This window comes from Streptomyces sp. NPDC107559, from assembly GCF_055657365.1.
Map to the genome: position 1 here is coordinate 97221 of NZ_JBVKBD010000010.1, position 18549 is coordinate 115769.

The 18549-nt window shown below is 73.4% G+C and carries 13 protein-coding genes; 10 read left to right on the forward strand and 3 right to left on the reverse strand.

Annotated features, from left to right (window positions below; genetic code table 11):
• Positions 1–50 precede the first annotated feature (50 nt).
• Genes ACZ7OY_RS27465 through ACZ7OY_RS27475 form a run of 3 tightly spaced genes read left to right on the forward strand, consistent with a single transcriptional unit; the run spans position 51 to position 2541 of the window.
• Entirely contained in the window at positions 51–530 is a 480-nt protein-coding gene (locus ACZ7OY_RS27465) for a MarR family winged helix-turn-helix transcriptional regulator (RefSeq protein WP_471913830.1), read from the forward strand.
• Positions 527–1954 carry an MFS transporter gene (locus tag ACZ7OY_RS27470; protein WP_471913831.1) on the forward strand — a complete coding sequence of 476 codons (1428 nt, stop codon included), beginning with the start codon at positions 527–529 and terminating at the stop codon, positions 1952–1954. Before ACZ7OY_RS27465 ends, ACZ7OY_RS27470 begins: the two co-directional genes overlap by 4 nt.
• 5 nt (positions 1955–1959) lie before the next feature.
• Positions 1960–2541 carry a hydrolase gene (locus tag ACZ7OY_RS27475; RefSeq protein ID WP_471913832.1) on the forward strand — a complete coding sequence of 194 codons (582 nt, stop codon included), beginning with the start codon at positions 1960–1962 and terminating at the stop codon, positions 2539–2541.
• Positions 2542–2694: 153 nt separating this feature from the next.
• Here ACZ7OY_RS27475 and ACZ7OY_RS27480 read toward each other — a convergent pair whose 3' ends face one another.
• Positions 2695–2913 carry a hypothetical protein gene (locus ACZ7OY_RS27480; RefSeq protein WP_471913833.1) on the reverse strand — a complete coding sequence of 73 codons (219 nt, stop codon included), beginning with the start codon at positions 2911–2913 and terminating at the stop codon, positions 2695–2697.
• Between the two features lie 892 nt (positions 2914–3805).
• Between ACZ7OY_RS27480 and ACZ7OY_RS27485 the strand changes: the two genes are divergently transcribed.
• Positions 3806–4414 carry a hypothetical protein gene (locus ACZ7OY_RS27485; RefSeq protein WP_471913834.1) on the forward strand — a complete coding sequence of 203 codons (609 nt, stop codon included), beginning with the start codon at positions 3806–3808 and terminating at the stop codon, positions 4412–4414.
• Between the two features lie 223 nt (positions 4415–4637).
• On the opposite strand, the gene ACZ7OY_RS27490 is transcribed toward ACZ7OY_RS27485, so the two are convergent.
• Positions 4638–7094 (reverse strand): SpoIIE family protein phosphatase, encoded by a 2457-nt coding sequence (locus tag ACZ7OY_RS27490; protein WP_471913835.1) that lies wholly within the window; start codon positions 7092–7094, stop codon positions 4638–4640.
• A 227-nt stretch (positions 7095–7321) separates the two neighbouring features.
• On the opposite strand from ACZ7OY_RS27490, the gene ACZ7OY_RS27495 reads away from it, so the two are divergent.
• The gene (locus ACZ7OY_RS27495; protein WP_471913836.1) at positions 7322–9481 is read left to right on the forward strand and encodes a PP2C family protein-serine/threonine phosphatase; all 2160 of its coding nucleotides are present in this window, start codon (positions 7322–7324) and stop codon (positions 9479–9481) included.
• 179 nt (positions 9482–9660) lie between these two features.
• On the opposite strand, the gene ACZ7OY_RS27500 is transcribed toward ACZ7OY_RS27495, so the two are convergent.
• Positions 9661–11043 (reverse strand): S1 family peptidase, encoded by a 1383-nt coding sequence (locus ACZ7OY_RS27500; protein WP_471913837.1) that lies wholly within the window; start codon positions 11041–11043, stop codon positions 9661–9663.
• A gap of 187 nt (positions 11044–11230) precedes the next feature.
• Here ACZ7OY_RS27500 and ACZ7OY_RS27505 point away from each other — a divergent pair, with 187 nt between their 5' ends.
• The 5 genes from ACZ7OY_RS27505 to ACZ7OY_RS27525 all read left to right on the forward strand — a co-directional run bounded on the left by ACZ7OY_RS27505 (position 11231) and on the right by ACZ7OY_RS27525 (position 18384).
• The gene (locus tag ACZ7OY_RS27505) at positions 11231–11644 is read left to right on the forward strand and encodes a PaaI family thioesterase (RefSeq protein WP_471913838.1); all 414 of its coding nucleotides are present in this window, start codon (positions 11231–11233) and stop codon (positions 11642–11644) included.
• 477 nt (positions 11645–12121) lie between these two features.
• A complete protein-coding gene (locus tag ACZ7OY_RS27510) occupies positions 12122–12337 on the forward strand; it encodes a type A2 lantipeptide (RefSeq protein ID WP_351619889.1) in 216 nt (71 codons plus the stop codon).
• 170 nt (positions 12338–12507) lie between these two features.
• Positions 12508–13314 carry a hypothetical protein gene (locus tag ACZ7OY_RS27515; protein ID WP_471913839.1) on the forward strand — a complete coding sequence of 269 codons (807 nt, stop codon included), beginning with the start codon at positions 12508–12510 and terminating at the stop codon, positions 13312–13314.
• The gene (locus ACZ7OY_RS27520; protein WP_471913840.1) at positions 13311–15533 is read left to right on the forward strand and encodes an NHLP family bacteriocin export ABC transporter peptidase/permease/ATPase subunit; all 2223 of its coding nucleotides are present in this window, start codon (positions 13311–13313) and stop codon (positions 15531–15533) included. The genes ACZ7OY_RS27515 and ACZ7OY_RS27520 overlap by 4 nt, the downstream gene beginning before the upstream one ends.
• Before the next feature lies 1 nt (position 15534).
• Positions 15535–18384: an NHLP bacteriocin export ABC transporter permease/ATPase subunit gene (locus tag ACZ7OY_RS27525; RefSeq protein ID WP_471913841.1), complete on the forward strand. Its 2850-nt coding sequence runs from the start codon at positions 15535–15537 to the stop codon at positions 18382–18384.
• Positions 18385–18549 lie beyond the last annotated feature (165 nt).

The window sequence follows — 18549 nt, forward strand, 5'->3', positions numbered from 1 at the left end:
TGTTCAGTTGAAACTGGACAGTTTGCGTCGGCAAGTTTTACGGTGGACCCATGGAGCAGCCCATTCCGGAAGCCGCCGAGGCACCCGGACCGCCCGACGGCGTGTCCGAGTCCGCAGCCCGTGCCGCACGCGATCTGCGGGTCGTGTTCAGCCGGCTGCGTCGGCGGATCAGGGAGGTCTCCGAGGACGAGGAGCTCACGCCCTCGCAGGAGTCCGCCCTCACCCTGGTCGGCAAGCACGGGGCCGCCACGGCGAGCGCGCTGGCGGCCGCCGAGGGGGTCCGGCCGCAGTCGATGGCGACCACGCTCGCCGCGCTGGACCGGCACGGTCTGATCCGGCGCAGCCCCGACCCCGACGACGGCCGCCGTCAGCTGGTCACGCTGACCGACGCGGGACGCGAGCGGGTCGAGGGCAACCGGCGGGCCCGGGCCGAGTGGCTGGCCCGCGCGTTCGAGGACCGGTTCACGGAGGACGAGCGGCGCACGGTCCTGACCGCGTTCGCCCTGATGGACCGGCTCACACAGCAGTGATACCGCGACTCTCCCGGCGCGGCCCGGCCACGGCGGCCGGCCCCGCCCCCGACGCCTTCGACCGGCGGCTGATCGCCCCGATGGTGCTGGGCTCCGTACTCAACCCGATCAACTCCTCGATGATCGCGGTCGCGCTGGTGCCGATCGGGATCGCCTTCGGGGCCCCGCCGTCGCAGACGGTCTGGCTGGTGTCGGCGCTCTATCTGGCCACGGCCGTCGGGCAGCCGGTCATCGGACGGCTCGTCGACATGTACGGGCCGCGTCGCCTCTACCTCGCCGGGACCGGCCTGGTCGGGGTCGCCGGTCTGCTCGGCGCGCTCGCGCCGACCCTGGGCGCGCTCATCGCCGCCCGGGTGCTACTGGGGTTCGGCACGTCGGCCGCGTATCCGGCGGCCATGCAGCTCACCCGCAGCGAGGCCGAACGCACCGGGCGGGACAGCCCGGCCGGGGTACTGACCGCGCTGGCCGTCGCCGCGCAGACGGTCGCCGTCGTCGGCCCCACCCTCGGCGGGATCCTGATCGGCCTGGACGGCTGGCGGGCCGTCTTCACCGTCAACGTGCCGCTGGCGGCCGCCTGTCTGGTGCTGGGCGCGCTGCGGCTGCCGCGGACCCGGCGCCCGGCCGGCGACCGGCCCGGCGTCGACCCGCCCGGCATGGCCCTGTTCGCCGCCACGCTGATCGCGCTGATGCTGTTCCTGATGAACCCGCGCCTTGAACGCTGGTACCTGCCGGTGCTCAGCGCCGTCGCCGCCGTCGCCTTCGTGGCCCGCGAACTGCGGGTGCAGAACCCGTTCGTCGACGTCCGCGTCCTCGGCGGCAACCTTCCGCTGATCGCCACCTATCTGCGCCAGTTCCTCGGCTACACGACGTCGTACGCCTATCTGTACGGCTTCACCCTGTGGCTGGAGGAAGGGCGCGGGCTGACCACGTCCACCGCCGGGCTGGTGCTGCTGCCGCTGTCGGCGAGCGCGCTCGCCGTCTCCACCCTGACCGGACGCCGCGAGGCCGTACGGAGCAAGCTGATCGTGGGATCGCTCGTGCAGATCACCGGGTGCGCGGCGCTGCTGCTGGTCGGTTCCGGCAGCGCGCTGTGGGTGCTGCTGCTGACGGGCGCGGTGATGGGCGTACCGCAGGGGCTGATCGGGCTCGCCAACCAGACCGCCCTGTACCGGCAGGCCGAGCCCGCCCGGATCGCCTCCGCCGCCGGGCTGCTGCGCACCTTCATGTACCTCGGCGCGCTGGGCGCCGCCGCCGCCGACGCGGCCTTCTTCACCCAACGCGCCGACACCGCCGGGCTGCACGATCTCGCCCTGTTCATGCTCTGCGGGTCCGTGCTGCTGCTGACGGCGACCCTGGCCGACCGCTCCCTGAGCACCCTCACTCCCCACGACACCCGAAACACTCGAAACACCCGAAAGGCCTGACCCTCATGGCACTCACTGCCCTCGACCCCCGCACCGCCCTCGTCGTCATCGACCTCCAGGCGGGCATCGTCGCCGCGCCCACGCAGCCGTACAGCGGCCCCGAGGTCGTCGCCCGCTCGGTGGAGCTCGCCGACGCCTTCCGCGCCCAGGGCCTGCCCGTCGTCCTGGTCCGGGTGTCCTTCGCCGCCGACGGCGCGGACGCCGTCCCGGGCCGTACCGAGGCCGGGCACCCCCGCGCCGCCCGGCCGGAGGGCTGGGACGTGATCGTCCCCGAGCTGGCCGGGCACCCCGGCGACATCACCGTCACCAAGCACAACTGGGGCGCCTTCCACGGCACCGACCTCGATGTGCAGCTGCGCCGCCGCGGGGTCACCCAGATCGTGCTGACCGGCATCGCCACCAGCATCGGCGTCGAGTCCACCGCCCGTGCCGCCCACGAGCACGGCTACCACGTCACCCTCGCCACCGACGCGATGAGCGACATGGACCCCGAGGCGCACCGCGGCAGCGTCGAGCGGATCTTCCCGCGGCTCGGCGAGACGGGCACGACGGCCGAGGTCCTCGACCTCCTGGCCAAGACGCGCTGAACCGGTCCGGGAGGTCGGCCGGCCTCCCGGATCCGGCACGAGCCGGGCGGCCGGCCGGTTCCCCGGCCTCCGCCCGGCGCGGGGCGTGCCTCCGCCCGGCGCGGGGCGTGCCTCCGCCCGGCGCGGGGTGTGCTTCCGCCTGGCTCGCGGTGTCTAGTCCTCGCCCCTGACGATGTTCCCGTCCGGTCCCGGTTGCCGTACGGCAGCGCCGCCGAGGTCGTCGACGGCCGGGACGCACGTACGCACCACCGGCCGGTCCCGCAGCCGCCGGGCCCTCGCCCAGCCCGTCTCGGACGGGCGGTCGGCTGCGCTCTCCAGGGTGTTCGCGATGTCCGTGCTGTTCGGGGTGTCCATGGCGGTGTGCGAGGTCACGACACTTCACGTTCCTTCTGACGACAGTCCCGGGGACGGCCTTCACCCGTCCTCCGCACCCTGTCGAGTTCCCGGCCGTATCCGGACCAAACACCCATTCGTGTACAGGTGCGGCCACCGGTCACCGGGGGCGCATCGCCGTTGACGGCCGGTCACCCCCGACAAGGGGGCCGCCCGGATCCGGATCATGGCGTCGAGCTCGCCGGCGGTGACGGCGCGGTACTCCGCGTCCGGCATCCGGGCCGGTGCGGCACGGAACCGCTTCCACAGGTCCGGCCCACCGGAAAGGGACACGTCCGCGGTGCGGGACGGACGGCGAACCGCCCGTCGGGGAAAAGCCGACTAGCCGACCGACCGTCATGTGCCCCCAGGCAAAGGCCTGTTGACCCCGACTGTCATCGCCTCACGGGCCGGACCGCCGGCCACCGTCACCGGCAGGTGACGCTCCGTCAGCTCCTCACAACCCGGCCGCCCCGCAAGGAAGTTGCGGTCGCACCGCATCCGGGCCCTCGGGCCGCCCCCGGGTTCACCTCTCGATCGCCCCCCCCGGTCGCCCCCTCGGCCGCTCCGCGACCTGCCGCCGGGCCGGGCGACCAGCGGGTCCCGGCACGGCAGACCCCTTGCTAACACGGCCCGTCCCGCCGCATCCACAGCGACACGCCGACGTCGCGGGATGAGCAGGCGTCAGAAGATCCATCGGAAGGACCAATGGTGCGTCAATCTGCTTGCTTTTATGGCGATATGACATCTCATCAGGCCCTCAAACAAGGTCAGAAATGCCTCGTTTGGCGCTCTTCTGCCGATCTTTCGATATGACTGATATGACCGGCATGGGTAAGTTCATTCACGAGCCGGCTGACGGGCCGGCCACCCTGAGACAGGAGATTGCGACATGGAGCTTCGTTCCACGGTGATCACCGCGACTGTTTCCGCGGCAGCGGCCCTGGCCGCCACGGGCATCACCTACGCTTCGGCCGCTTCCACTCCGGCGCTTCAGCAGGCGCCGGCCGTCGCCGCCGCCGTAGCCGACGGTGGCAACGGCGGCAACAACAACGGCAACAACAACGGCAACAACAACGGCAAGGGCAACGAGGGCAGGGGCAACGGGGGCCGCGGCGGTTACCGGCACTACGAGGGCCGCATCGAGATCAACGAGCGGTCCTACTTCGCCCACCCCGGCGACTGCATCACCGTCGTCAGCGGCCTGGGCGCCCGGAGCCTGAACATCAACAACGACACCCGTCGGACCGTCCAGGTCTTCCGCGGCGCGGTCTGCGACAACGGCGCTCCCATCGCCACCGTCGGCCCGCGCAGCTCCGCCGCCGGCGTGCACCCGGGCCACGTCCGGGGCATCCACGTCGACCACGGCGTCGTGGCCAGCTTCCGGGTGGTCCGCGACTACGGCTACGACCGCGGCGGCGACTACGGCGGCGGTCACGGCGGCGGCTACGGCGGCGGCGACGGCGGCGGCTACGACGGCGGCTACGACGGCGACTACTAGAACGCCGCAGGCCGCGTACTGAGGAGCCCCGGCCCGTCGGAATCGGGCCGGGATCCCCTTACGCACCATTCTCCGACAGCCACGCCCCGTGTGCACCCCGCGCGCCCGACGCCGTGCGCGCGGGGTACATGCGGGGCGTGGCCGTTCCCCCGGACCGACCGGTCCGCCGGGGCGTCCCCACCCCGCCGGACCGCCGTTCCCGTGCCCGCCGTGCCCGCCCCGCTCATTCGGACAGCACGAGCTCGCACCACACCTGCTTGCCGCCGCTGACGGGCACCGTGCCCCAGGACTCGGACACGGCCTCGACGAGCAGGATGCCCCGGCCGCCGGTGGCCTCCCAGCCGATGCTGGTGGGCTTCATGGGTGCGCGGGGCGAGGTGTCGAAGACCCCGACCCGCATACGGTGGTTGACGAGCGTGAGGTCGAGGCGGACCCGGCCGTCGGTGTGGACCAGGGCGTTCGTGACGAGCTCGGAGACCACCAGCAGGATGGTGTCCATGCCGGCCTCGGACACACCCCAGGTGCGCAGGGTGCGCCGGGTGAAGCGGCGGGCGTGCCGGACCGCCTCGGGGACGCGCCAGACCGTCCAGCTCTCGCGCAGGGGGCGGACGGCCATGCCGTCGTAGCGCATGAGGAGCAGGGCGATGTCGTCGCTGCGGCGGGCGTTGCCCAGCAGCGCGTCGGCGACCAGGCCGAGGTCGGCCGGGTCGGAGCCGGACAGTTCGCGGGCGAAGGCGGCCATGCCGGTGTCGATGTCGGACTCGGGCGACTCCACGAGACCGTCGGTGGTCAGGGCGAGCAGTGTGCCGGGCTGGAGCCGCAGCGGTGTCATCGGGAAGTCGGCCTGGGCCACCACACCGAGCGGCGGGCCGCCCTCGGCCTCCGCGATCTCCGTGCTGCCGTCCGGGTACAGCAGCACCGGCGGCAGATGCCCGGCGCGCACACACCAGGCGGAGCCCTCCTCCATGTCGACGTCGACATAGCAGCAGGTGGCGAAGAGGTCCGTCTCCATGTCCATCAGCAGCCGGTTGGCGTGCGAGACCACCACGTCCGGGGTGTGCCCCTCGGCGGCGTACGCGCGCAGGGCGGTGCGCATCTGACCCATCAGGGTGGCCGCGCCCGCGTTGTGGCCCTGGACGTCGCCGATGACGAGGGCGACGTGGTTGTCGGTCAGAGGGATCACGTCGTACCAGTCGCCGCCGAGCTCCAGTCCTGCGGTGGTGGGCAGGTAGCGGGCGACGGCGACCCCGCCGGGCAGCTTCGGCAGCCGGCGCGGCAGCAGCTGGCGCTGGAGCATGCCGATCAGCTCGTGCTCGGCGTCGAAGGCGTGCGCGCGCATCAGGGCCTGGCCGACGAGTCCGGCGGAGGCGGTGAGCAGGGTGCGTTCGTCGGGGCCGAAGTCGTGCGGTGCCTCCCAGCCGATCAGGCAGGCGCCCGCCGTCCGGCCGCCGGCGATCAGCGGCAGGACGGCCAGGCCGCCGGGACCGACCTCGGCGAGGGCGGGTTCCAGGTCGGCGCCGACGGGCCAGATCTGGGCGCGGCCCTCGCGCAGCGCGGCGGCGAGGGTGGGCATGGTGCGCACCGGTGCCTCGGGCCATTCGGTGCGCCACTCCTGGCGCCACAGCTCGGGCCAGGCCTCCTGGGCGGGCGGGTCCAGGACGGTGACGACGAGCCGGTCGCCCTCCAGTTCGGCGAGCGCGATCCGGTCGGCCCGCAGCGGCTTGCGCAGGGCGGTGACCACGGCCTGGCTGACGTCGCGGACGGTGCCGGCGGTGGCGAGCGCGGCCGCCAGACGCTGCACCCGGGTCACGTCGCTGACCTCGGTGCCCGGTCCTGAGGCATCCTCCACGGTGCCCACGAGCCGCGGCGGGCGGCCCTCTCCGCCCGGCAGCAGGCGGCCGCGCAGCCGGAGCCACCTCGGCGGGCCCGCGGGCTGCACGACGCGGAACTCCAGTTCGCGGTCGCCGATGGACAGGTGGTCGACCTCCACCACCGACATCAGCGAGGGCAGGTCCTCGGGGACCGTGCGCCCCAGCAGGGTCTCGACCTTGCCGTCGAATCCGTCCCGAGACAGCCCGAAGACCTCCAGGAGACCGTCGTCCACCTCCACCCGGCCGGTGTCCATGGCGAGGCTGAACGCGTGCGACGCGAGCTCCTCCCCCACCGGTGTCCCGGCCCGGGCGGGAGCGGTGACGGCGTCGGTGATCAGCGCCAGACACTCGCGTTCCTCGGCGCCGAAGCCGCCGGGGCGTTCGCTGACGGCCAGCAGGCATCCTCCGGAGCCGCCGGGCATGGGCAGCGCCGCCACGAAGAAGTCGGGGACGCCCGGCGAGGGCGTGAACCGGAACTCGGGGCACTCGGCGAGCTCCGCGGGGCCGAGCCACACGGGCCGCCCGGTGCGGTGGGCGCAGGCGGCCGGGGAGCGGCCGGACACGTGGTAGCTCTCGCGCAGCCCGTACAGCGTCCGCGGCACACCGGCCGAGTCCACCAGGCAGAGCAGACTGTCGTCGTCACCGCTCGGCGCGTAGACGACGGCCAGCGCCGCGCCCGCGAATACCAGCACCTGTTCGAGCGCGTGGTGCATCCGAACCGGCGCGTCGAGGTCCGCGGCGATCGATTTGAGGGCAAGTTCGGCACGCAACGATCGCGTTCCGCGTCCCGCATCGCCCACACTGACCACGTCCGTAATTACAGCGCGTATGTGGCCCCTGCGCAGCCCCTGTGACCGTCCGGGGAGCTCAGGGCGGCCGTCCGTCGGGGAAATCCGCCCGTTCGGAAAGTATCGAACACATCTTTACGCGTGTCTGCGGCATCGTGATCTCGTGACGGCCGTTCACCGTGCGCCTCAGGCGTACAAGGGGGAGATTTGGTCCCTGGGACCCCTCGCGGCCCCAGGAGGTGGTCGCCATGTCCGACGGGCAGAGATCCGAGCAGGCGCCGGCCGCCGCCCGGACGCCGGTCGGCCGCCCCCAGCTCTCACTCGCGCTGACCGCACTGATGGACGACGTCCACGCGCACTCCGGCGCGGTGTACCTGCGCACGCCCGACGAACCCGTGCTGGAGATGGCGGTGACGGCGGGCCTGCCGCGGGCGTTCGCGGCGCCCTGGCAGCGGGTCGGGCTGAACGCGCCGATCCCCGTCGCGGAGGCGGCGCGCGAACGGCGGCTGGTCTGGGTCGGCAGCGGGCAGGAGATGGCCCGCCGCTATCCGCGGATCTCGGTGGTCCTGCCCTACCCCTTCGCGCTGGCCGCGCTGCCGCTGGCGACCGCGACCACGGTGTACGGCGCCCTGTACGTGACCTGGCCCGGCTCGCACCCCGGACGTCTGTCCGACTACGAGCGCACCCATCTGACGGCGGCCTGCGAGCGGCTCGCGCTGCGCCTGGAGCGCGCCGTCGAGGAGAGCCGCCCGCTGGGCGCGGAGCCCGAGCTGCTCGCGCCGTCCACGGCGTCCGGCGCGGCCGACGTGCTGGGCACGATGGAGGCGGCGCGCATGGTGGCACGGCTGCCGTACGGGCTGTGCTCGCTCGATCTGAACGGACGGATCGGCTTCGCGAACGCGGCGGCGGCCGACCTGCTCGACGTCCCGGTCGGTGAACTCCTCGGCACCCATCTGTGGGCGGCCGTGGCCTGGCTCAACGACCCGGTCTACGAGGACCGCTACCGGGCCGCGCTGCTCAGCCAGCACCCCACCTCCTTCCTGGCGCTGCGGCCGCCGGGGACCTGGCTGGCGTTCCGCCTGTACCCCAGCACGACCGGGCTGAGCGTGCGCATCAGCAGGGCACGCGCGGTGGCGGAGATGAACCGGGCCGGTCCCCGGCCCAGGGACGGGGCGTCGCGCCTGGTCACCCTCTCGCAGATGCTGAGCCTGGCCGGCGCGCTCACCGAGGCGGCGGGCGTGCAGGACGTGGTGCAGCTGGTCGCCGACGAGATCGCCCCGGCGGTGGGCAGCCGGGCCCTGATGCTGCTGGGCGCGCAGGCGGGCCGGCTCCATGTGCTGGGGCACCGGGGCTATCCGGACGCGCACGTCGTGGAACGCTTCGACGGCATCCCGCTGACCGCGCCGACACCGGGCGCGCACGCCCTGCACACCGGGGTGCCCGCGTTCTTCGAGTCCCGGGAGCAGCTGGAGCGTCTGTACCCGCTCCGGCGGGCGACCCCCGACGGATTCGCGGCCTGGGCGTACCTGCCGCTGATCGCCTCCGGCCGGCCGGTGGGCACCTGTGTGCTCGCCTACGCCGAACCGCACCCCTTCCCCGCGGACGAACGGGCGGTGCTGACCAGTCTGAGCGCGCTGATCGCGCAGGCCCTGGAGCGGGCCCTGCGCTACGACGCCAAGCACCAGCTCGCGCACGGGCTCCAGGACGCGCTGCTGCCGCGCTCGCTGCCGTCCGTCGCCGGTATCGAGGCGGCCGCGCGCTATCTGCCCGCCACCCAGGGCATGGAGATCGGCGGCGACTTCTACGACCTGGTGGACGCGCAGCCGCTGGCGGCGGCGGTGATCGGGGACGTGCAGGGGCACAACGTGACGGCGGCGGGGCTGATGGGACAGGTCCGTACCGCGGTACGCGCGTACACGGCCGTGGGCCAGGCGCCGGAGGAGGTCATGCGCGGCACCAACCGGATGCTGATCGACCTGGGTTCCGAGCTGTTCGCCAGCTGTCTGTACCTGCGGCTGGACCCGGGGCGGGGGCGGGCGGTGATGGCCCGCGCGGGGCACCCGCCGCCGCTGCTGCGTCGGCCGGACGGGCGGGTGCGGGTACTGGATCTGGCGGGCGGCCCGCTGCTCGGCATCGACGCCTCCGTGACGTACGCGACGACGGAGGTCGACCTCGGTCCCGGCTGTCTCCTGGCCCTGTACACCGACGGTCTGATCGAGTCGCCCGGCGTCGACATCGAGGACGCTCTCGCCGACCTGGGCGCGCGTCTGTCGCTGATCGGGGACCAGCCGCTCGACGCGGTCGCCGAGGACCTCGTACGCAACTACGCGGCCCCGGAGGACCGGACCGACGACGTGGCGCTCCTGCTGCTGCGGGCGAGCGGGCGGCCGCCTGCGGACGGGCCGTAGGCGGCCGGAGAGCGAGCGGCTGCCGGCGGACGGGCCGTAGGCGGCGGGAGAGCGGACGGCCGCCTGCGGACGGGGCGCAGGCGGCCGGAGACAAGGGACGGTCCGGCCCTCCCGCCGGAGGGCCGGACCGTTCCACCGCCGGCCGGTACCGCTGGTGCCGACCGGTCAGTGGGTCCTGGTCAGCGCGAGTGGTTCTTGTGGTGCTTGGACGTCTTGCCGGCCTCCTGGCCGGCGGCGTTCTGGTCTGCGGCGTTCTGGTCTGCGGCGTTCTGGTCGGCGGCGTTCTGGTCGGCCGCGCCGGACGGGTCGGCGGTGGCCGAGGGATCGGCCGAGGGGTCGGCAGCACCCGACGGGTCGGCGGCACCGCCGACCGCGTCGCCACCGCCGGCACCGGCCTGGTCACCGGCACCTGCCTGGTCACCGGCTCCGGCTCCGGCGTCCGCGGCGCCGAGGGTGGCGCCGGTCGCCGTCAGCGCGGTGGTGACCGGCTGGAAGAAGGTCTCGCCGCCCGTGGTGCAGTCGCCGCTGCCGCCCGAGGTGAGGCCGACCGCGCCGCCGTCCCGGGTGAACAACGAGCCGCCGCTGTCGCCAGGTTCGGCGCAGACGTCCGTCTGGATGAGGCCGGTGACCGTGCCCTCCGGGTAGTTCACCGTGGCGTCGAGGCCGAGCACCTGGCCGTCGTGCAGGCCGGTGGTGCTGCCCATCCGGAACACCTGCGCGCCGACCGTGGCCTCGGCGGCCTGGAGGATCTGGACGGTCTGGCCGCCGCCGATGTTGACGTCGCTGGGCGCCTGGGTGGTGGCGTCGTCGTACTTGACGAGGGAGAAGTCGCCGTCGCCGGGGAAGACCGCCTGGTCGACGGTGGCGATCGGCTGGCCGTTCTGCGCGTCGGACCACTGCTCGGCGGCGACACCGCAGTGACCGGCCGTCAGGAAGGCGGGCGAACCGTCGCTCGCGGTGACGTTGAAGCCGAGGGAGCAGCGTGCTCCGCCGCCGAAGATGGCATCGCCGCCCGACACGAACGTCTTGAAGGTGCCGGCGGACTTCTTGATGGTGGCCATGCCCGAGCCGAGGCCCTGCACGGTCGACTCCAGCCGGTTCCACTTTGCACCGGTGACCGTGGTGTCGGCGGTCACGAGGATCTTGTTCGTTCTGGGGTCGACGGCCCAGGCGGTGCCGGGGATGGTGGCCTTCGTCTTCAGGGTCTGCGCGGCGGCGGCCAGTTCGGCCGTGCTGTTGTCGACCTGGCGGACCTTCGCACCGGCCTTCTCGGCCTGCACCACGACGTTGTTCTTGTCACCGGAGACATTGACGACGTTGACGACGAGCTGCTTGCTGTCGCTGTCGTAGTACGAGCCGGCGAAGGAGTCGCCGAGCAGGTTCTGGAGCTGCGTGGCGAGGTTCGTGGCGTCCGCAGCCTTCAGGGTCTTCGGGGCAGCCGCGTCCGACGCACCGTCCTGGGAGGCCATGGCGTTCGGAAGGAGCAGGGCCGCCGCTCCGAGTGCCGCCACGCCGCCCGCCGCTATCACGGCCTTGCGCTTCGGATTTCGCTTGTGACTCAAACTTCTCGACCTCCTGGGGGGACGGGGTCTGCGCTGCCGGCCGGCAGCTCGTACTGCGGCGCCTGGATGGCTGTAGGTACGGGCGGGACAGGCGGGGCGTTCAATTCCGTTTCGCAACTTCCCTTGCACGGAGGTGAATCGGCTGGTCGGCGGGCCGAAATGGGCGGGCTCCGGGAACAATCGAGGCATGACGATGACCACTGCCGAGGCAGACAAGATCCTTTCCGACAACTTCGCCCCCTGGGTCCTCGCCCTGGGTCTGTCCGTCGTGTCCCTGGCGGAGGACCGGGCGACCCTGCGGCTGCCCTGGTCGGCGGAGCTGGCCAGGGAGGGCGGCGGACTCTCGGGGCAGGCGCTGATGGCGGCGGCCGACACCGCGACGGTGATCGCCGTCTCGGCGGCGCGGGGCGGCTACGGGCCGATGACGACGGTTCAGCAGTCCACGTCGTTCCAGCGCGCGGTGACGGATTCGGACGTCCTGGTCGAGGCGGTGCTGACCAAGCTGGGGCGCCGGATGGCGTTCGCCGACATCACGATGACCGCCGAGCGTTCGGGCGAACTGGCGGCCCGCGCGAGCACCGTCTACGCGCTGCTGGGCTGACCCGGCCCCCACACCCCCGATCCGGGACTCCGGGTGACCGTGCGATCGCGCTCCGTCCCGAATGCGGGGCGGAATCCCGGCTTCGGCGAATCTGCACAGCCCGTGCCCAGCCGGGCCACGGGAGCGGGCGTATCTGCACATCCGCCTGAGGCTCCCGGGGCTTCGGGCTCCGCAATGCCGGATGGGTGCGGGTCGGCAAGGGGCGGTGTGCGCCGATGCCGTGGGGGGCTGTGAAGAAGTCGCCGACAAGCCGTGCCCGGGCCTGCACCGTTGACCACCTGTCAGCCTCGATTGCGCAGGTGGGGGCGGGTGATCAGGTGGAACGGCGGGCTGTGGAGCTGCTTTGATCCTGGCACCGCGAAAGCCGCCGGGGGCTCCCCGAGCGGGGCGCCCGGCGCCCGCGGTCGCGGCCGTCCCTGTCCCCAGAGGGGCCCGCACTCCCCCCTTGTGAATATCCATATGAAGGGAAGTTCCGTCATGAACTCCACCCCCCAGGTCGCCACCGCCGAGATCTCCGACGCCGAGCTCGACAACGTCTCCGGTGGTCTGTCCCTGAACGCCCTGGGCACCGTCACCGGCCTGGTGGACGGCGTCGCCCCCATCTCCGGTCTGGCCAACACGGCCGTCGGCACCGTCGAGGGTGTCACCGGCCTGAACACCGCCCCGGTCATGGGCCTGGTCGCCGGTCTCTGACCACGGCCTGCCGCGTCCGTCGGGTCCCGGAGCCGCCCCCCGGCTCCGGGACCCGACGGGTGCCGTGAACCGGTACCGACGGGCGCCATGGACGGGTGTCGCGAACCGGTGCCTTGAACCGGTGCCGTGAACCGGTGCCGTGAAACCCCCCGACAGGTGAGGGAATTCCGTTGCAGTTCCGCCAACAGGCCCTCGCCAGGCACCAGTCGCCCGAGGACCTCGACCTTCCCGTGCGTCTCGCCCGCCCGCAGGGCCGGCTCGTGCTCGCGGTGACGGTGCTCGCGCTGGCGGGCGCCGCCGTGTGGGCGACGACCGGCTCGGTGGCCTCCACGGTCGGCGCGCCCGCGATCCTCACCCACGGCGAGGGCAGTTACGTGCTGGAGAGCCCCGCGGCCGGCCAGGTCACCGCGGTCCTCGCCACGGAAGGCGTACGGCTGCCGGCCGGCGCCCCCGTCCTGAAGGTCCGTACGGAGCAGGGCGACACGGTCGTCCGGGCGGTCGCCGCGGGCCGGGTCACCGCGCTCGCCGCCACCGTCGGCCACATCGTCCGCACCGGCGAGAGCGTCGCCGTCGTGGAGAAGGTCGCCCACGCCGACGACCCGCTGTACGCGACGGTGTACGTCCCGGCCGAGAGCGCCGCCTCGGTTCCCGCGGGCGCGCCCGTCGACCTCACCGTCCAGACGGTGCCGGCCCAGCAGTACGGCGTGCTGCGCGGGCATGTGAAGTCCGTCGACCGGTCCGCGCAGTCGGCGCGGCAGATCGCCGCGTTCCTCGGGGACGGCCAGCTGGCCGAGCAGTTCACCGGGAAGGGCCGGCCGGTCGCCGTCACCGTGCGGCTCGACCGGGCGGCCACGACGAGGAGCGCTCTGCGGTGGTCCTCGGCGGACGGACCGCCGTACGTCCTCACCTCCATGACCCTGGCCACGGCTTCGATCCGGCTGGCCGACCGGCGTCCCGTCGATTGGCTGCTGCCGTGACCACCGCGCAGGACACCCGGCGCAGGCGCCGTGCCGCGCCGCCCGCCCGCAAGGTCCCCCGGGCGGGCGCGAAGACCGTCCGTACCCCCACCGTCCTCCAGATGGAGGCCGTCGAGTGCGGCGCCGCCTCCCTCGCCATGGTCCTCGGCCACTACGGCCGGCACGTCCCGCTGGAGGAGCTGCGCATCGCCTGCGGCGTCTCGCGCGACGGCTCGCGGGCCGGCAACCTGCTGAAGGCCGCGCGCGGTTACGGCCTGACGGCCAAGGGCATGCAGATGGACCTGGCCGCCCTCGCCGAGGTGAAGGCCCCGGCGATCCTGTTCTGGGAGTTCAACCACTACGTCGTCTACGACGGCATGGGCCGGCGCCTGGGCCGCCGCGGGGTGTTCGTCAACGACCCCGGCAAGGGCCGCCGTTTCGTGCCGATGGAGGACTTCGACGGCAGCTTCACCGGTGTGGTGCTGGTGCTGGAGCCCGGCGAGGGCTTCGAGCGCGGCGGGCGCCGGCCGGGGGTGTGGGGCGCGATGCCCGCCCGGCTGCGCGGCACCGCGGGCACCCTGCCCGCCGCCGTGCTGGCGAGCCTGCTGCTGGTGCTGGTCGGCGCGGCGGTGCCCGCGCTCAGCCGCACCTACATCGATCTGTTCCTGATCGGCCATCAGACCTCGCTGCTGGGCGTGCTGTTCACGTCCATGGCGGCCTGCGTGCTGCTCACGGTGGTGCTGACCTGGTTGCAGCAGGCGAACCTGCACCACGGCCGCATCATCTCCTCGACCCTCTCCAGCGCCCGCTTCCTGCGCCATCTGCTGCGCCTGCCGGTGACGTTCTACTCCCAGCGCAGCCCCGCCGACCTCGTCCAGCGGCTCCAGTCGAACGACGCGGTCGCCGAGACGCTGTCCCGGGACCTCGCGGCGGCGGGCGTGGACGCGGTGGTCGTGGTGCTGTACGCCGTCCTGCTGTACACCTACGACCCGCAGCTCACGTTCGTCGGCGTCGGTGTGGCGCTGCTCAACGTCGTCGCCATGCGGGTGGTGGTCCGGCTGCGGGCGACCCGTACGGCGAAGCTGCGTGCCGACAGCGCCCGGCTGACCAACACGGCCTACACGGGCCTTCAGTTGATCGAGACGATGAAGGCGACCGGCGGTGAGGACGGCTACTTCCGCAAGTGGGCCGGTCAGCACGCCACGACCCTGGAGGAGCAGCAGCGGCTCGGGGTGCCCGGTGCCTGGCTGGGGGTGGTCGCGCCGACGCTCGCGATGCTGAACAGCGCGCTGATCCTGTGGATCGGCGGGCTGCGGGCGATCGAGGGACATCTCTCGGTCGGCCTGCTGGTCGCCTTCCAGGCGCTGGTGGCCCGTTTCACCGCCCCGCTGACCCGGCTCAACGGCGTCGCGGGCCGCATCCAGGACTTCGCGGCCGACGTGGCCCGGCTCAAGGACGTGGAGAACTTCCGGCCGGATCCGCTGCACGGCCGCGGGGGCGGCGCCGACTCCACGCGCCGGCTGCACGGCCATGTCGAGCTGGAGGACGTGACGTTCGGCTACAGCCCGCTGGACAAGCCGCTGCTGTCGGGCTTCGACCTGAGCGTCGGACCGGGCCGTCAGGTGGCGCTGGTCGGCGGTTCGGGCAGCGGCAAGTCCACGGTGTCCCGGCTGATCTCGGGCCTGTACACGCCGTGGGAGGGAGTGATCCGCATCGACGGGCAGCGGCTGGAGGACATACCGCGCGGGGCGCTGGCCGCCTCCGTGTCCTTCGTCGACCAGGACGTGTTCCTCTTCGAGGGCACGGTCCGCGACAACGTGGCGCTGTGGGACCCGTCGGTCCCGGACGACGCCGTGGTGCGGGCGCTGCGGGACGCGGCGCTGTACGACGTCGTCATGCGCCGCCCCGGCGGCATCCACAGCCGGGTCGAGCAGGACGGCCGCAACTTCTCCGGCGGTCAGCGGCAGCGGCTGGAGATCGCGCGGGCGCTGGTGCGCGGGCCCAGCATCCTCGTGCTGGACGAGGTGACTAGCGCGCTGGACGCGCAGACCGAGCTGACGGTGATGGACAACCTGCGCCGGCGCGGCTGCGCCTGTGTGGTGATCGCGCACCGGCTGAGCACCGTGCGCGACAGCGACGAGATCGTCGTGCTCCAGCAGGGCGCGATCGTGGAACGCGGGCGGCACGAGGAGCTGGTGGCGCGCGGCGGCGCGTACGCCGCGCTGGTCAGGGAGCGTTGAGATGACTTCCGTCGCGGACGGCGACCTCGTGCTGGGCGCGCTCGGCGCGCTGGGCACGCCGGTCGACTGCGCGGGCCGGGCCCGGCTGGATCTGGCGGGCCCGCAGGTGCTGTGGCTGGTGGCGGCGGGCGCGCTGGACCTGTTCGCGGTCGACGCGGCGGAGCAGGGGCACTGGCACCATCTGGGCCGGCTGGAGGCGGGCGCGCTGCTGCTCGGACCGGTCGCCGGACCCCAGCACACCCTGGTCGCCCGGCCGGTCAGGGACTGCGTGGTGCGCCGCATCGGGCTGCGCGAGCTGTACCAGCCGCCGCCCGCCGAGACCTGGTCGTACGACGCGTACGGCAATCCGCAGTACGTGCCGCCGGCCGGCAGCCCGCTGGAGTACGCCCTGGCGCTGGGCGTCGGCCGAGCGCTGTCCGTCCTGTTCCAGGCGCCGATGGCCACCGAGCGGGCCGCCGAGGACGGGGGCGCCCCCGTGCGGGTGCACCCGGGCACGGCGCAGGACGACGAGGTCTTCTGGATGCAGGTGCCGCCCGGCAGTGTCCACTACGGCTCGCTGTACGGCGCGGAGGCGGCCGCCGACCTGCTGGTGGACCCGGCGCTGTGGCAGGGCATGGTCGACCAGCAGTACCGGCTGCTGGCCACCCTGGACCGCTGGATCGAGGAGCTGGAGCGCACCCACGAGACGCGTACCGCCGCCGGCATCAAGGCCGGTGAGGCGGTCCGCGCCCAGGCCGACCGGACGCTGCTCGCCTCGATCGGCAGGCGCGGGCGGCGCACCACGGCCGCCGACGCGGACGCCACCCTCGCCGCGTGCCGGCTGGTGGCCGGGGCGGCCGGGATCACGCTGGCCTCGGCCGTCCCGAGCGGTACCGGCGGCGACCGGCTGGACCCGGTGGAGCAGGTCGCCCTCGCCTCGCGGGTGCGGACCCGGGCCGTGCGGCTGGAGGGCGCCTGGTGGCGGGACGACGTCGGCCCGCTGGTGGGCCACCGCTCGCTGTCCGGGGCGCCGGTGGCGCTGCTGTGGCGGCGCGGCGGGTACGCCGCCGTGCATCCGGCGACCGGCCGGGAGACGCCCGTCGAGAAGGCCAACGCGCAGGAGTTCGAGCCGCGCGGGGTGATGTTCTACCGTCCGCTTCCCGAGCGCCGGCTCGGCCCGCTGGGGCTGCTGCGGTTCAGCGTGCGCGGCACCGGCCGCGACCTGACCGGACTGCTGCTCGGCGGACTGGTCACGGTCGCGATCGGCGCGCTGGTGCCGGTGGCCACCGGCAGGGTGCTCGGCGAGTTCGTGCCGCAGGCGCGGCAGGGGCCGATCGTGCAGGTCTGTCTGGCGCTGATGGTGGCGAGCGTGGTCGCGGCCGCCTTCACCCTGCTGCAGAACCTGACCATCCTGCGCCTGGAGGGGCGGGTCGAGGCGACGCTGCAACCGGCCGTCTGGGACCGGCTGCTGCGGCTGCCGACGGCGTTCTTCGCGGAGCGCTCCACCGGTGAGCTGGCGAGCGCGGCGATGGGCGTCAGCGCGATCCGCAGGCTGCTCGCCGGTGTCGGGCCCACGGTCGCCCAGGCGGTCACGGTGGGCACGATGAACCTGGGGCTGCTGCTCTGGTACAGCGTGCCGATGGCGCTCGCCGCCATCGGCATGCTGGTGGTGATCGCCGCCGTGTTCCTGGGACTGGGGCTGTGGCAGGTGCGCTGGCAGCGGCGCCTGGTCGTGCTCGGCAACAAGCTCAACAACCAGGCGTTCCAGACCCTGCGGGGGCTGCCCAAGCTGCGGGTGGCGGCGGCGGAGAACTACGCCTACGCGGCCTGGGCAGCGCAGTTCGCGCGCAGCCGTGAGCTGCAGCAGCGGCTCGGCCGGATCAAGAACCTCAACGCCGTGCTGGGCGCGGTCTATCTGCCGGTGTGCACCCTGCTGATGTTCATGCTGCTGGCCGGTCCGGCGCGGGGTTCGCTGTCGGCGGCCGGGTTCCTCACGTTCAACACGTCGGTGACCATGCTGCTGACCTCGGTCACGCAACTGACCGGCGCCTTCGTCTCCACGGTGGCGGCGCTGCCGCTGTTCGAGGAGATCAGGCCGGTGCTGGACGCGGCCCCCGAGGCCCGCGCGGCCGCCACCCGGCCGGGCCCGCTGTCCGGCGCGATCGAGGCCCGGCGGCTGTCCTTCCGATACGCCGACGACGGCCCGCTCGTCCTGGACGACGTGTCGTTCGAGGTGCGGCCGGGCGAGTTCGTGGCGGTCGTCGGTCCCAGCGGGTGCGGCAAGTCGACGCTGCTGCGGCTGCTGATCGGCTTCGACCGGCCGGTCTCGGGCAGCGTCCTGTACGACGGTCAGGACCTGGCCGCGCTGGATCCCTCGGCGGTGCGCCGGCAGTGCGGTGTCGTGCTCCAGCACGCCCAGCCGTTCACCGGCTCCCTGCTGGACGTGATCTGCGGCACCGAGCCGTACACGCCCGAGGAGGCGATGGCGGCGGCCGAGCTGGCGGGGCTGGCCGAGGACATCCGGCGGATGCCGATGGGCCTGCACACGATCGTCTCGGGCGGCGGCGCGATCTCCGGCGGGCAGCGCCAGCGGCTGATGATCGCCCAGGCGCTGATCCGTCGGCCGCGCATCCTGTTCTTCGACGAGGCGACCAGCGCCCTCGACAACGAGACGCAGCGCACGGTCATCGAGAGCACCAAGGCCCTCAACGCCACCCGGGTGGTCATCGCGCACCGTCTGTCCACGGTGCTGGACGCCGACCGGGTGATCGTGATGGAGAACGGCAAGGTCGCCCAGCAGGGCCCGCCGGCCGAGCTCCTCGCGGACACCGGCGGACCGCTGCACGAACTGGTCAGGCGACAACTCGCCTAGCCCCTGTCAGGCCACCCATCGGCCGCCGGACCGCCGTACGGCCGACGTCGCCGAGCCCCGCTGTACGGCTCACCCGTCGGGGTCCGCCGTACGGCTCACCCGTCGGGGTCCCCCGTACGGCTCACCCGTCGGGGTCCGCCGTACGGCTCACCCGTCGGGGTCCCC